This window comes from Reichenbachiella versicolor (genome assembly GCF_003171675.1).
GTDB lineage: Bacteria > Bacteroidota > Bacteroidia > Cytophagales > Cyclobacteriaceae > Reichenbachiella > Reichenbachiella versicolor.
Map to the genome: position 1 here is coordinate 912,731 of NZ_QFZQ01000001.1, position 14,235 is coordinate 926,965.

General features: G+C 35.2%; 13 protein-coding genes. 7 read left to right on the plus strand and 6 right to left on the minus strand.

What is annotated here, in order from left to right:
* Window positions 1–45 precede the first annotated feature (45 nt).
* Together DKG80_RS03615 and DKG80_RS03620 are read right to left on the minus strand one after the other, a co-directional pair.
* Complete coding sequence (locus DKG80_RS03615) at window positions 46–747, minus strand: LytR/AlgR family response regulator transcription factor (RefSeq protein WP_109829914.1); 702 nt, start codon at window positions 745–747, stop codon at window positions 46–48.
* Between the two features lie 32 nt (window positions 748–779).
* Window positions 780–1,370: a riboflavin synthase gene (locus DKG80_RS03620; RefSeq protein WP_109829915.1), complete on the minus strand. Its 591-nt coding sequence runs from the start codon at window positions 1,368–1,370 to the stop codon at window positions 780–782.
* Between the two features lie 96 nt (window positions 1,371–1,466).
* On the opposite strand from DKG80_RS03620, the gene DKG80_RS03625 reads away from it, so the two are divergent.
* The 3 genes from DKG80_RS03625 to DKG80_RS03635 are packed head-to-tail and all read left to right on the plus strand — an operon-like array spanning window position 1,467 to window position 3,134.
* Window positions 1,467–2,138 carry a protein-L-isoaspartate(D-aspartate) O-methyltransferase gene (locus DKG80_RS03625; RefSeq protein WP_109829916.1) on the plus strand — a complete coding sequence of 224 codons (672 nt, stop codon included), beginning with the start codon at window positions 1,467–1,469 and terminating at the stop codon, window positions 2,136–2,138.
* Window positions 2,135–2,656 (plus strand): acyl-CoA thioesterase, encoded by a 522-nt coding sequence (locus DKG80_RS03630; RefSeq protein WP_109830202.1) that lies wholly within the window; start codon window positions 2,135–2,137, stop codon window positions 2,654–2,656. The genes DKG80_RS03625 and DKG80_RS03630 overlap by 4 nt, the downstream gene beginning before the upstream one ends.
* Window positions 2,649–3,134, plus strand: coding sequence for a hypothetical protein (locus tag DKG80_RS03635; protein ID WP_109829917.1), 486 nt, complete (start codon window positions 2,649–2,651; stop codon window positions 3,132–3,134). The genes DKG80_RS03630 and DKG80_RS03635 overlap by 8 nt, the downstream gene beginning before the upstream one ends.
* A gap of 87 nt (window positions 3,135–3,221) precedes the next feature.
* Here the strand turns inward: DKG80_RS03635 and DKG80_RS03640 are convergent, their stop codons facing one another.
* Genes DKG80_RS03640 through alaS form a run of 3 tightly spaced genes read right to left on the minus strand, consistent with a single transcriptional unit; the run spans window position 3,222 to window position 8,442 of the window.
* Window positions 3,222–4,325: a TlpA disulfide reductase family protein gene (locus tag DKG80_RS03640; RefSeq protein WP_109829918.1), complete on the minus strand. Its 1,104-nt coding sequence runs from the start codon at window positions 4,323–4,325 to the stop codon at window positions 3,222–3,224.
* A gap of 21 nt (window positions 4,326–4,346) precedes the next feature.
* Entirely contained in the window at window positions 4,347–5,795 is a 1,449-nt protein-coding gene (gene gatB, locus DKG80_RS03645; protein WP_109829919.1) for an Asp-tRNA(Asn)/Glu-tRNA(Gln) amidotransferase subunit GatB, read from the minus strand.
* Between the two features lie 10 nt (window positions 5,796–5,805).
* On the minus strand, window positions 5,806–8,442 hold the full coding sequence (alaS, locus tag DKG80_RS03650; RefSeq protein WP_109829920.1) for an alanine--tRNA ligase: 2,637 nt from the start codon (window positions 8,440–8,442) through the stop codon (window positions 5,806–5,808).
* Window positions 8,443–8,598: 156 nt separating this feature from the next.
* On the opposite strand from alaS, the gene DKG80_RS03655 reads away from it, so the two are divergent.
* The 4 genes from DKG80_RS03655 to dprA all read left to right on the plus strand — a co-directional run bounded on the left by DKG80_RS03655 (window position 8,599) and on the right by dprA (window position 12,379).
* Complete coding sequence (locus DKG80_RS03655) at window positions 8,599–9,582, plus strand: M23 family metallopeptidase (protein ID WP_109829921.1); 984 nt, start codon at window positions 8,599–8,601, stop codon at window positions 9,580–9,582.
* 123 nt (window positions 9,583–9,705) lie between these two features.
* The gene (locus DKG80_RS03660) at window positions 9,706–10,893 is read left to right on the plus strand and encodes a CapA family protein (RefSeq protein ID WP_109829922.1); all 1,188 of its coding nucleotides are present in this window, start codon (window positions 9,706–9,708) and stop codon (window positions 10,891–10,893) included.
* A gap of 5 nt (window positions 10,894–10,898) precedes the next feature.
* The gene (locus tag DKG80_RS03665) at window positions 10,899–11,240 is read left to right on the plus strand and encodes a MerR family transcriptional regulator (RefSeq protein WP_109829923.1); all 342 of its coding nucleotides are present in this window, start codon (window positions 10,899–10,901) and stop codon (window positions 11,238–11,240) included.
* A gap of 32 nt (window positions 11,241–11,272) precedes the next feature.
* Entirely contained in the window at window positions 11,273–12,379 is a 1,107-nt protein-coding gene (gene dprA, locus DKG80_RS03670; protein WP_109829924.1) for a DNA-processing protein DprA, read from the plus strand.
* Here the strand turns inward: dprA and nadE are convergent, their stop codons facing one another.
* Window positions 12,380–14,224, minus strand: coding sequence for an NAD(+) synthase (gene nadE, locus DKG80_RS03675; protein ID WP_109829925.1), 1,845 nt, complete (start codon window positions 14,222–14,224; stop codon window positions 12,380–12,382). It lies immediately after the preceding gene.
* Window positions 14,225–14,235 lie beyond the last annotated feature (11 nt).

Sequence of the window (14,235 nt, forward strand, 5' to 3'; positions counted from 1 at the left end):
AAAATTTCAAGGACATTAATAAAGTTTTTAAAAACTATTGATCAGCTATAAAACATTGATTCTATCAAATACTTTTTCTCGATATGAAACTCCAACAGGTATGTATTTATCGTTTATGACTACATTCATGTCTTCGAAATAATCGATTTTATTGTAATTGATAATATATGATCGATGAACTCGTCCAAACATGCTTCCAGGTAGTTTTTTTTCAATACCTTTCATAGTATGATGAACTATATGTTTACCTCTAACCGTATTAAATATAACATAGTCTGCCATCGCCTCTATAAAAAGAATGTCATCTAGAATAATTTTGTACGTTCTAGAGTCAGATTTCACATAAAGTTCATGGAAGCTCTCTGCTTTTTTCTTGATGTTTTCAAGCGTTTCATTGGCTTTTACAGCTGCCTTAAGAAAACGACCATAACTAAATGGTTTAACTAGATAATCAGTCACATTCTTCTCAAAAGCTCTAACAGCATATTTTTCCGCGGAAGTAATTAAGATAACTTGATAGTCAGCAGTTAATGATTCCATCAGTTCAATTCCTGACATTTCGGGCATTTCGATATCTAGAAAAATAATATCTACGTCAGGATTATCCTTTTGAAGAAGAATATTGGATGCTTCTATACCGTTTGAAAGCTCATGAGTCATTTCTAGAAAGTCTGTTTTCTCAACGTATTTTCTAATCATAAGCCTTGCCAATTCGTCGTCATCGACTACCATGCAGTTTAGTGCCATACGGGGTTCGTTTTTAGGTTTCAAATCTTAAGTTAGTTTTTATTTAGAAGTTTGGAAACGTATTTTCCAATAATGTCAAATTCAAGATTGACCTTATCTCCAGATTCAAGGGTTTTAAATACAGTATTTTCGAAAGTGTACGGAATAATTGTTACAGAGAAGCCTTTCTCTGTTGTGTTGAAACAGGTAAGACTTGTTCCATTAATAGTAATTGATCCTTTCTCAACTGTGACATGACCTGCTTCTTTAGAGTCATATTCAAAATCATATAACCAACTACCATCAAGAACTAATTTGTTAACACATTTTCCAATTTGATCGACATGTCCTTGGACTATGTGGCCATCTAAGCGTCCATTCATTTGCATACATCTTTCCAGATTAACAAGATCACCTTCTTTCCAATCACTAAGGTTTGTTTTTTTTAATGTTTCTTCAACAGCTGTTACTGTATGTGTATTATTTTTAATAGAGGTAACGGTTAAGCATACTCCATTGTGAGCAACACTCTGATCCACTTTTAGTTGACTACTTATTTTACTCTCAATATTGAAATGCACATTAGTACACTCTCTTACAACATTCGAAATGGTTCCAAGTGATTCGATTATTCCTGTAAACATACTTTGGTTTTACGATTATCTATGATTTTGTAATGATAGTAAAATTAAGGTGTGTAGAAATCGAGAAACATAAATATTGATATAATTTTGGCCACGATGAATTATGACGTTAGCCATATAAAAGATACATATAAGCAAAAAGGAATGCGTCGATCTCTAGTTCGAAAGCTAGTGGAGAAAGGAATTAGTAATAAGAAAGTACTAGATGCAATAGGTAAGGTTCCTAGACATGTATTTTTCGATGAAATTTTTTTAGAACATGCTTATCAAGATAAAGCCTTTCCTATAGCTGAAGGGCAAACTATTTCTCAGCCTTATACAGTTGCTTTCCAAACAGAACTTTTGAATATAAGTGAAGGTCATAATGTGTTGGAAATTGGTACTGGCTCTGGTTATCAATGTTGTATTTTATTGGAAGTAGGGGCAAACGTTGTGACCATAGAGTATAAGGAGCGATTGTCTTTAATTGCACAAAAGCAATTAGGCATTTTAGGATATAATCCAACTTACATAATTGGAGACGGCTCTTTAGGTAATGATCAGTATGCTCCGTATGATGCAATAATAGTAACAGCAGGTGCACCGACTGTACCTCAAGCATTAATCTCGCAACTAAAGGTTGGAGGTAAATTGGTAATTCCCGTAGGGGATGATAAAGTACAGAAGATGCTTCGAATAACGAGAGTAACTGATTCAAAGTTATCACAAGAAGAGTTTCATAATTTTAGTTTTGTACCATTATTAGGAAAGCAGGGATGGAGGAAATGAAAAGAATAAATAAAACGCCAAAGGAATCAGAAGTAGTTAAGACCGAATTAGTGTTACCGAATGATACTAATTCTCTAGATAATTTATTTGGAGGCAGACTTTTGGAATGGATGGATGTATCAGCAGCAATAGCAGCGCAAAGACATTCTAATTGTGTAGTGGTTACGGCATCAGTTGATAACGTGTCATTTGTTGAACCAATAAAACAAGGAGATGTAGTAACTTTAAAAGCAAGGGTAACCAGAGCTTTTAATTCCTCAATGGAGGTGTATATTGAGGTGACTGCTGAGAACCCTCGTACTAAGCAACATATAGGAAGTAATTCAGCTTTCTATACACTTGTAGCTATGGACAATGAAGGTCATAAAGTAATAGTTCCAGAAATTAAACCAGAAACAAAAGAAGAAAGGAAATTTTTCAAAACAGCTTTACAGCGAAGGGAGTTGAGGTTAGTTATGGCAGGGAAAATGAGACTAAAGGAAAGTCTATCTTTAAAAGATGTATTAACCGATGAGTAGTGAGTTTTTGAAGTATTTGATTAATGAGGATATATATATAATCGAAGATGAAATGTATTCCTCTACTTCTAATCAAGTTTCTATTCCAAAACCTGGTTCAAAGGTTTTAGAGGCAAAAGAGCCAGTTTCTGAAGTGTCTAGTTCATATGAGCCTAAAAATGATATCTTGATACTCTATGAAGGTCAGGTTACAGATGAAATGCATATTGCAGATATGGAATTGCTCTCCAAAATTTTAGGAGCTGTGAGTTGTTCTTTGGATCAGGTAGATATACGTCCAAATGCCATTCCTATTCCTTTGAGTGTTTATGAAAAAGTGATAGCATTCACATCAAATTACAACTTTACACAGAAGGTAAAATACTCTATGTACAATGAAGGGGGTACAAAAATTATAATTTCTGATCCATTGTCTAAGGTTGCTATCTCGACAGAAATGAAGAAGTCTTTATGGGGTGCTATTCAGCAATTATTTTAATAGAGTTTTGAGACTTGTGAAAGACAGTCACTATCACAATAATTTTTTGAATAGTGATAGTGACCGCCATCAGTGGATTGTATGAAGTTATCCAAAAATCTCTTTTAGCTTAGCTTCTAATGATACTCCTCGTAAATTTTTAGCCACTATTTTTCCATCAGGCCCGATTAAATACGTAGCAGGTATTGCATTGATTTGATAAGTTTGAGCAGCTTTCGAGTTAAAGTATAGAAGATCAGATACATGGTTCCAGATAAGTCCATCTTGTGCTATAGCTTCTACCCACTTATCTTTACTTCGGTCTAAAGACACGCTTAGGATCTCAAACCCTTTATCATGATATTCTTGATACATTTTTACGACATTAGGATTCTCTCTTCTACAAGGACCACACCAAGCTGCCCAGAAATCTATTAAAACATACTTTCCTTTGAATGAACTCAGTTTTAAATTCTCACCAGAAGGAGTAGGGAGGTCTATTTCTGGCGCATCAGCTCCAATTGCTAATACTTTAAAACTGTCCGCTGTTTCTCTTAACTCAACGGTATAAGGTGAACTAGGAAGTTGTTGTTCATATTTTGTAGCAAGACTATCTAAAAATAATGCTTCAGACTCCAAGTCTTGGATAAAATTAATTGCCAAAATACCCGCAATTGAATTATCCATTGCCCATATAGAATTTTTGATGTTCTGGGCATGCTCCTTGTTTTTTCTGATATATAACTGCTGAAGGCTTTGCATTGAAGTCATATCTTCTCTACTTCTTGCTTCGTTAAACTCATTATTAAGTCGCAAAACCTCACTTTCAAAATCAGTTTGGCTTTTTGCAATGTTTTGAATCAATTCTGTATCTGTAGATCCTTTAGCTAAGAAGGAGGGACCACTATCTTCGGTATTCTTGTATATTTCTACATCTTCATCATTCAATACAAGGTTTATATAGTTTCGTCTATCGAAACTAACTCTATAAAAACCAGGTTCATCTACTTTAATATATTTCTCAAAATTACCATCGGGCTTGATCTCAAAAGAATCCACCGGGATCTTTTCTTGATTAATTATTAAATCAATATAGGCTATTTTGCCTTCTTCCAAATCTGAAAGTTCGCCGCTGATTTTGATACCTTCTGGTTTACTACATGCAGTAACCAAAAGTATACATATAGCTAATGTGAATAATTTAAAGTTCATGATTTTAGTAACTAATATGAATTACTTGCTCAACGCTTCTTCTAATAATTTGTTTGCAATTTGAGGATTTGCTTTGCCTCCTGACTTTTTCATGACTTGTCCCATGAATAGACCTTTTAATCCTTTCTTTCCATTTTTATAAGCTTTAGTCTTGTCTGGCATAGAATCGATAACCTCGTCAATTATTTTTATTAATTCATCTTCATTATCATCTTGGAATAGCTCAAGTTCTGTAGCAATATCTGTTGCTGATTTTTCCGATTTCAACATTTTAGGGAATACTCGAGTAGAAGCTGTAGAAAAACTCAATTTGTTTTGATCGACTAATGTAATGATCTCAACCATTCTATCAAGTGATATTGGAAAGTCACTTATCGATATGTTATTCTCATTTAAATAATTCTTTATAGGTCCCATAGTCCAGTTGGCGATACGCTTATACATATTGCATTTTTGAGTCATAGCAATAAAGAAATCGGCCATATCCTTTGAATTAGCAAGGAATTCTGCATCGTATGCTGTTAGCCCATACTCTTCTGTGAAGGTTTTAACCATATCAGATGGAAGTTTAGGCATCTCGGATTTTATTTTATCAAACCATTCCTGAGTAACTTCAATTGGAAGTAAATCGGGACAAGGAAAATATCTATAGTCATTAGCCTCTTCCTTAGAACGTTGGCTAGTAGTTTCACCATTATTGTCATTGAACCCTCGGGTTTCTTGAAGAATAGTTCTTCCATTATCAAGTAGAGTGCCCTGTCTTTTAACTTCATGTTCTATAGCTCTTTGGACATTTTTAATAGAGTTCATGTTTTTGATCTCTACTCTTTTACCTAATTTGTTAGAACCTTTAGGAGCAAGTGATATATTACAATCACACCTTAATGAGCCTTCTTCCATATTTCCATCACCAATTTCCAGATATCGAACAATCTTACGTACTTCAGTAAGAAAGTTACCTGCTTCTTCAGCAGAGTGAATCTCTGGTTCAGTAACCATTTCGATTAGTGGGGTACCAGCTCTATTGAAGTCAAGCATTGATCCCGTGTGCTCAGTATCGTGCATAGACTTTCCAGCATCCTCCTCAATATGAATACGGTTGAGATTTATGGCTCTCATAGATTCGCCACTCTTTACCTTTATATATCCACCTAGAGCAATAGGGAAATTGTCCTGAGTCGTTTGATACCCTTTAGGAAGATCCGGATAAAAGTAGTTCTTTCTATCAAAGGAGGTCTTTTTAGCTATGTCGCATTGACAGGCTAATCCCATTTTGATAGCGTACTCAATAGCCATTTTGTTCGGCTTAGGCAATGTACCTGGGTGCGCTAAAGTAATCGGACTAATATTAGAATTGGCAGTATCGCCAAAATTGTTTCGGTCAGGTGCAAAAAGCTTACTTTTGGTGGCTAATTGAACATGAACCTCAAGACCTACTGTGAGGTCGTATTTTTCAAGATACTCTTTCACTGTCTATTAATTAGTTAGTGACACTTTTGATTAACTCTTTCGCTTTTACAATTACTTGTGATAATCCACTAATGTCTTTACCACCTGCAGTAGCGAAAAATGGTTGACCTCCTCCGCCACCTTTTATTTCTTTAGCAAGTTCTTTGACCATTTTACCAGCATGTAAATCAAGTGTCGATACCAAATTTTCTGAAACTACTACAGAAATTTGTGGCTTACCTGAAATGTTTGCTGCCAATACCATGATTAAATTTTCTATTTCATTCTTAAATTCAAATGAAATTTTCTTAAGTGATTCAGCATCAGGAAAGCTAGCTTCTGAAACAAGGATTTTATAACTATTATACTCCTCAATATTTTTTGCTAAAGTTACTTTTTGTTCTTTTGTTTTATCAGCATTTACAGATTCAATGGCTTTAGCTAACTCAGCTCTTTCATTCACTAGTGATTCTATTGCTTTTACAACATCCTTAGGGTTATTTAAAATTTCTGATACTTGCTTAAGTACCCCTTCTTGGACGTTGTTATATTCTTCGGCTTTGTCAGCAGTAATAGCTTCAATTCTTCTTACACCAGCTGCTACAGAACCCTCTGAAATAATTTTCAAAGAACCGATTTGGCCAGTGGCTTGTACATGTGTGCCTCCACATAGCTCAACGGAATAGTTTTTATCAAATGTAATTACCCTAACGAAATCCCCATACTTCTCACCAAACAATGCCATAGCACCTTGTTTTTTTGCATCTTCGATAGGTACATTTCTTTGTTCATTCAATTTGATGTTCTCTCTTATTTTGCTGTTGACTATTTTTTCGACTTTAGCAATTTCCTCATCAGTCATTTTTGAAAAGTGCGAAAAGTCAAACCTAAGAGCTTTGTCATTTACTAAGGAACCTTTCTGTTGAACATGGTCTCCTAATACATCTCTAAGAGCTGCATGAAGTAGGTGAGTAGCACTATGATTATTTTCAGTGAGCTTTCTTTTACTAGCATTTACTATACAACTAAACTCAGCTTCAATGTCTGTAGGTAATTCACTAGTGAAATGAATTATCAAATTGTTTTCTTTCTTCGTATTTATAATACTGGTTTTTTTACCATCAGATTCAATGTATCCTATATCACCTACTTGCCCTCCACTCTCAGCATAGAAAGGCGTTTGATCAAGTACAATCTGATATAGTTTTTTACCTTTTTCTTCGATTGCTCTATATTTTGCTATTTTAGAAGTAGATGTTAAAGAATCATATCCAAGGAAAAGAACTTGATCTATTGACATCAATTCAACCCAATCTCCAGTAGCAGTTTCAGCGTCTTTTTTAGATCTATTCTTCTGTACAACCATCTCTTTGTTGAAAGCTTCTTCATTTACAGTCAGCCCGTTTTCCCTTGCAATCAAAGAGGTTAAGTCAAATGGGAAACCATAAGTGTCATAAAGTTCAAAAGCGGTTTTTCCATCAATGGTTTTAGAAGTTGACTTTACATCTGTCATGATACCATCTAGTTTTGTCAAACCTTTTTCAAGAGTTCTTAAAAAGGAGGTTTCTTCCTCCTTGATCACTTTAGCTACAAAATCTTGCTGGGCAATTAATTCGGGGAAAACATCATCGAATTGTTCTGCAAGGGTTGGTAATATTTTATTAAGAAAAGGCTCTCTGAAATTCAAAAAAGTATAACCATATCTTACCGCTCTTCTTAAAATTCTTCTAATAACATAGCCGGCTTTGTTGTTTGAAGGGAGCTGACCGTCAGCAATAGCAAACGATATTGCTCTAATGTGGTCAGAAATTACCCTGAGTGCAATGTCTGTTTTACTATCCTTGCCTTCATAATTTACTCCTGAAAGCTTTGATACAAAATCGATCAATGGAGTGAAAACATCAGTATCATAATTGGATTGTTTATTTTGAATAGCCATACATAGCCTTTCAAAACCCATTCCAGTATCTACGTGTTGAGCGGGTAGTTTCTCAAGCGATCCATCAGCTTTTCTATTGAATTGCATAAAAACAAGGTTCCATACCTCTACTACTTGTGGATGATCCATGTTAACAAGATCTCGACCTGGTACCTTGTCTATTTCTTCTTGAGGTCTCAAATCAATATGGATTTCAGAACATGGTCCACAAGGACCTGTATCCCCCATTTCCCAGAAGTTATCTTTTTTATTTCCCTCAAGAATTCTGTCTTCCGGTATAATTTGCTTCCATAGGTCATAAGCTTCTTGATCCAAAGGCATTTTATCTTCTTGGTCACCTCCAAAAACGGAAGCATAAAGTCTTTCTTTCGGTAAGTCAAACTCTTTAGTCAAAAGCTCCCATGCCCACTCGATTGCTTCTTTTTTGAAATAATCACCAAAAGACCAATTTCCAAGCATTTCAAACATGGTATGGTGATAAGTATCCATGCCTACCTCTTCAAGGTCATTATGTTTACCAGATACACGCAAACATTTTTGTGTATCAGCAATACGGGGTGAAGAAGGATCTGAATCTCCCAAGAAATAATCCTTGAATTGGTTCATCCCAGCATTTGTAAACATGAGTGTTGGATCATTTTGGAGTACCATAGGTGCAGAGGGTACTATCTCATGCTGTTTGTTTTTAAAGAATTGTAAGAACTTTTGTCTTATTAGTTTAGAATTCATCAATGATTAGCCGATAAAATGTAAGTATTTTCTAATACACTACGTGTTTATTAAAAATGCGCTAAATTGCGTGTTATATTATTATTTATAAAGCCGTATATAGAAAAATATTAACTACCACAAACGAAGTACAAAGTTAGGCTATTCTAAGTTAATATGGCGAGAATAAAATACTATTACGATACCGAATCCTGTAAATATGAACGAGTCAAAGTTTCAACTTGGGACATTGTTCTAAATGCACTTGGCTTCCTGTCTCTATCTTTGATATTGGCTGTAATTATATTTTATGTGTATAACATAAATTTTAAGTCACCAGTTGTCACTCAGCTTGAGAAAGAAAACGAGGAGAAAGATTTCTATTACAAGATATTTTTTGAGGAATTAGATGAAATGTCAAACATGATGTCATCTTTACAAGAACGAGATGATAATGTTTATAGAGTAATTTTTGAAGCTGAACCTATTCCTAGCACTATCAGAAATGCTGGAGTTGGGGGAGTAAATAGGTATAAGGAATTACTAGATAAGGGTCTAGAAAGAGAGGATTTGATATTAGAGGGACATCAGAGGATTGACAAGCTTAAGAAGCAAATGTATATTCAGACGAAGTCTTATGATGAGCTGATGGAAATGGCAGCCAACAAGGATAAGTTTTTTAAATCCATCCCAGCGATTCAGCCAGTATCTAATAAAGAACTTAAAAGACTGTCATCTGGGTTTGGTATGAGGATTCATCCGATTCTGAAAGTGAGAAGATTGCATCCTGGTGTTGATTTTGCAGCTCCTAAAGGAACCCCAATCTATGCTACAGGAGACGGAATAGTGAAGAAAGTTACATCTAGTTTAGGAGGCTATGGTAAGCAAGTAGAGATAGATCACGGATTTAATTATGTTACCAAATATGCTCATATGAGTGCTTTCAATGTTAAAAAAGGACAAAAAGTGAAGAGAGGTGAATGTATAGGTTATGTAGGAAATTCTGGAAGATCTACTGCTCCTCACTTACATTATGAGGTTCATAAAGATGGTAAGAAAATTAACCCAGTACATTATTTTAGTAAGGATCTCAACCCTACTGAATATGAAGAGATATTAAGGTTGTCATCCATTGAAAACCAAGCTCTTGGTTCGTTCTAAGACTGAGGAAAATATGAGTTAAAAGCCCAGTGATATTTTACTGGGCTTTTTTATTAGCACATTGTGGAAAACTTCATTGTGAACTTTAAGTGACATTTTCGTTCACAGAGATATTTTTGAGGTATGAAACGAATTACTGTTTTTCTTTTACTACTAGGTGGCTTTTTGTGGGGGTGTAAAACCCAAAAAAAAGCTGCATTAGTGTCTGATAATTCGTTAAAACCTGACACAACAGAAGTAATAAGGGAGCCAGTTTATTTAGTTACTCAACTAGGTGATACTCTTGATCAACTAGGGGATGAAGTTGATATCGAAATAGTTCGTGTCAGAAAAGATACAGTCACTCTCATAGGTGTTGGAGATATAATGATGGGAACCAACTTTCCTAGTAAAAATTACCTTCCAGCAAATAACGCCAGTGACTTATGGGAAGAAGTAAAAGACACTCTTATGTTGGCTGATGTCACATTCGGAAATCTAGAAGGGGTTATTTTAGATGATGGAGGTGAGCAAAAGAAATGTAAAAACCCCAAAGTTTGTTATCTCTTTAGATCACCCGAGTCCTACGTTGAGAATTTAATTGAATCAGGGTTTGATGCAGTAAGTTTAGCAAATAATCATGCAGGGGATTTTGGTCAATCAGGAAGAGATAATACCATGAGAGTTTTAGACTCTGTAGGAATTCATTTTGCAGGTTTGTTATCACGTCCTATTACTATCTTTAAAAAAGAAGGAATGATGTATGGTCTGGCAGCATTTTCTCCAAATAGAGGGACTCAATTAATACATCATGAAGATGAAGCAATAAAACTAGTTTCTAAACTGGATTCTTTGGTAGATATTGTAATCGTTTCTTTTCATGCAGGTGCCGAAGGTGAAGATCACCAACATGTGACACGTAAGCGTGAGTTTTATTATGGAGAAGATAGGGGGAATGTTTACGATTTTTCTAGAAAGATGGTTGATGCAGGCGCTGATGTGATTTTTGGGCATGGTCCTCATGTGACAAGAGCATTTGACTTGTATAAAGACCGCTTTATAGCTTATAGTTTAGGTAACTTTTGTACTTATGGAAGGTTTAGTTTGAGAGGAGTAAAAGGAATTGCTCCAATTGCCAAAGTTTATACGGATGCTGATGGACGATTCTTAAAAGGTGAATTAATATCGGTGAAACAATTGGGGGCAGGTGGCCCTAAACTTGATTCAAAAAAGAAAGCAATAAAAATTGCAAAAGAGTTAACGGAAAAAGATTTTCCAGAAAGCAAAATTCAAATTGATGATTCAGGTTTTATTTTCTATATTGATCGCTAATAATCGTGCCGTATAAAGAGAGACAAATAGAAAAACGATACTACACCATCGGCGAAGTGGCTGATGATTTGGGTGTAGCTACCTCATTAATTCGTTTTTGGGAATCTGAGTTTGATATTATTTCTCCCAAAAAAAATAGAAAGGGTAATCGTCAGTTTACAAAAGAAGATATTAAAAAAATCAAACTAATTTATCATTTGGTTAAAGAACGAGGTTATACTTTAAATGGAGCTCGTGAATTTATCAAAAATGATGTTGGAGCAGCAATGGACAAAATCGATTTAATAGAATCTCTTAAAAGCCTTCGGAGTTTTTTAGTTGAAATGAGAAACAGCTTGGACAAGTAGATACTTAATCTTCATATTTAATTAACCTATTTATGTCAATTGATTTCTTACATATTATCGCGCTTAAATCAGTCTCCGGAGTTGGAGATGTTATAGCTAAACAACTAATTAGTTATTGCGGTTCTGCAGAGGCGGTCTTCAATGAAACCAAGGGTAATCTTCGTAAGATTCCCCAGATTGGAGATAAAGTAATAGATGCACTAAAGAGTAATGAAATTTTAGAGAATGCAGAGAAAAGTGTTTATGAGTGTGAAAATCAAGGAGTAGAGATAATTCCGTATTATCATAAAGATTACCCTGAAAAACTCAAATTAATAAATGATTCTCCATTATTAGTTTACTACAAAGGAGTAAAGTCCTATCAAAATAGAAAGGTTGTTGGTATAGTTGGTACAAGAAATGCTACATCATATGGTAAAGAGATTACTGAAAGAATAGTGGAGTCACTTGTTTCTCATGATGTTTTGATATCCAGCGGTTTAGCATATGGAATTGATATTACAGCGCATAGAGCCGCTCTTAAATATAATTTACCTACTGTCGGTGTTTTAGCTGGTGGTGTAGATTGGATATACCCTGCTATACATAGAAAAAGTTCTGATGAGATGCAGATGACGGGAGGTATCATGTCTGAACAACCGATAGGTACTCAACCAGATGCTCATTTATTTCCAGCAAGAAATAGGATAATAGCAGGTATGTCTGATGTTTTGATAGTAGTAGAAGCAGCTAAAAAAGGTGGAGCGTTAATTACTGCGAATATTGCACATTCATATAATAGAGAGGTTTTCGCAGTACCAGGAAATCTTAATTCCCCTCATTCCGAAGGGTGTAATCATCTAATTAGAAATCAAAAAGCAAATATTTTCACGAGGGTAGAAGATATTGAATACTTGATGAATTGGGATAAGCAAGGCGAGAAAGTAGTGAACATGCCTGCTTTTGACTTTTCTGGTTTGTCAGAAAAGGAGAGGAGTGTTTTGACTGTACTTTCCGACTTTCACTTAGGGCTTCATCTAGATGAGTTGAGCTGGAAAACTCAGATTTCGGTTAACCAAGTTGTAAGCTTACTCTTAAATTTGGAATTTGCTGGTTTGGTCAATTCTTTGCCAGGTAAAATATATCAAATCAAAAAATAATTAAAGTTTTTCTAGGTCTTCCAGCTCTTTTTTGAACGAACCTGATAGTATAGGGAATCTACACCAAGTCTTGGGATCGACATTAAAGTCATCGATATGAAATGAGGGAGCTAATCTTTCTCTTTTCCATTGGTTAATTGACCACAGTCGGTAAAATTTACTGATGTAACCTTTCAAAACTTTTCTTTCGATGTCCAATTCGTCTAGAAGAGTATAGAATACTTCTAATGGAGATTTTCTTTGATAGATACCTAACTTTTCTATTTTTACCATAATCCAGTATGGCATTAAGTCATCCTCATCAGTTTGTACATATTCTTTTGGACGAAGTTCAGCAGTAGGAGTAAGGCTATTTACATATTTGAGCCCAGTATACCCAAGCTCTTTTTCTGCAAATTTTAGCCACTGTATTATGAAAGGTTTGTCTATACCAGCAATAGGAGCTAGACTTCCACTAGTGTCACCATCCATAGTGGTATATCCTACATCTCCCTCACTTCTGTTTGAGGTAGTTAGCAAAATTGAATTTTGAATGTTAGCAATCATCCATATCAAAGGACTACGGGAGCGAGCTTGGATATTTTGAAGTGCGATATCGTCTGTCTCCCAGGTGAGTTTTCTGTCAATAGCTTCTTCTACAATATTATGTGTCTCATGAATGATATTGTCAATTTTCCAGTCAGTGAATTGTGCTCCAATAGAACGGGCGAGTTCACGGGCCGATTCTAACGTTCTATTTCCAGAATTTTTTGTTCCTTGGTAAGCTGTAAATAAGATTTGACCAACAATAGCTTTTACAGCTTCTTGTGAATTAGAAGAGTTTACAGAAGGAAGGTTGAGTTTTTTAATACACTCTTCAATACCTAATTCATCGACAGCTCTACGAATTGCTTCTGCAACGAGTACCGCTATAGAAGAAGAGTCAGCACCCCCACTTAGAGAAAGCGTATAGCCTTTGGATCGACTCTTTCTCATGTAGTCGAAGAGGGCAAGAGAGGCAGCAGCTCCAAACTCTTCGTTTTGACTTGGGTGTTTTTCTAGTTTAGCTTGACTATTCGTACCTAATATATGTGTTGCTAAAGTATAGTCTTTGAAAGATAGTCGGTTTGCTCTAGTATTTAATGTACCATAACTTGCAATTAAAACATCCCCATCGTAAATCACACGTCCTGATTCGTTACCCAGTTGATTAACGTACAAATAGTGACACTCAAATTTTTTACTGCTATCGATTACAAGTGTTTCTCGTTGATGTATTTTATTTAGTGCAAAATGACTAGCACTGGGATTAGCTATAAGATCAATGTTTTTCCCTGCAAGTCGACACGCTGGGCGGTCTATGTGCCAGGCATCCTCGCATACCTCAAACCCAATATTGATACTATGTGAACTTATTGTAATATCTCCTATAGGATATAATTGTCCTTCAATTTCAATATTTTTAATCAAGTTACTTGGCCATGGGTCAAACCACCGTTTTTCATAATGAATGCCGTCATTTGCAAGAAACTGTTTACAGTAGAACCCAAGAATGTTAGTATTACTTATGTAACAAATACTGTTATAAGTTTTACTTTCATGTATAACGGGTAGACCGACAATTATATCTATATCTTCAGTAAATGGAATGAGCTCTATTAGTTTCTTTAGAGCTGTTTCTGAGATCCATTCACTTAAGAACAAGTCTTGACACCCGTACGCAGTAATGCTCAATTCAGAAAGACAGAGAATATCTACCTGTTGATTTTTTGCATCTTTAATAGCAGATAGAATGTTTTGGAAATTTTTTTCCCAGTCAATTGGTGTTTGATTAAGTGCTGCACCACCGATTTTTACTTGTTTCATCGGTTTATCGA

What these genes read in the sequence shown, in the direction of transcription:
- DKG80_RS03630 (WP_109830202.1), top strand. Translation starts at nt 2,135, where the DNA reads ATGAAAAGAATAAATAAAACGCCAAAGGAATCAGAAGTAGTTAAGACC.
- DKG80_RS03640 (WP_109829918.1), bottom strand. Translation starts at nt 4,325, where the DNA reads ATGAACTTTAAATTATTCACATTAGCTATATGTATACTTTTGGTTACT.
- DKG80_RS03625 (WP_109829916.1), top strand. Translation starts at nt 1,467, where the DNA reads ATGAATTATGACGTTAGCCATATAAAAGATACATATAAGCAAAAAGGA.
- DKG80_RS03620 (WP_109829915.1), bottom strand. Translation starts at nt 1,370, where the DNA reads ATGTTTACAGGAATAATCGAATCACTTGGAACCATTTCGAATGTTGTA.
- DKG80_RS03655 (WP_109829921.1), top strand. Translation starts at nt 8,599, where the DNA reads ATGGCGAGAATAAAATACTATTACGATACCGAATCCTGTAAATATGAA.
- alaS (WP_109829920.1), bottom strand. Translation starts at nt 8,442, where the DNA reads ATGAATTCTAAACTAATAAGACAAAAGTTCTTACAATTCTTTAAAAAC.
- DKG80_RS03615 (WP_109829914.1), bottom strand. Translation starts at nt 747, where the DNA reads ATGGCACTAAACTGCATGGTAGTCGATGACGACGAATTGGCAAGGCTT.
- DKG80_RS03660 (WP_109829922.1), top strand. Translation starts at nt 9,706, where the DNA reads ATGAAACGAATTACTGTTTTTCTTTTACTACTAGGTGGCTTTTTGTGG.
- nadE (WP_109829925.1), bottom strand. Translation starts at nt 14,224, where the DNA reads ATGAAACAAGTAAAAATCGGTGGTGCAGCACTTAATCAAACACCAATT.
- DKG80_RS03635 (WP_109829917.1), top strand. Translation starts at nt 2,649, where the DNA reads ATGAGTAGTGAGTTTTTGAAGTATTTGATTAATGAGGATATATATATA.
- dprA (WP_109829924.1), top strand. Translation starts at nt 11,273, where the DNA reads ATGTCAATTGATTTCTTACATATTATCGCGCTTAAATCAGTCTCCGGA.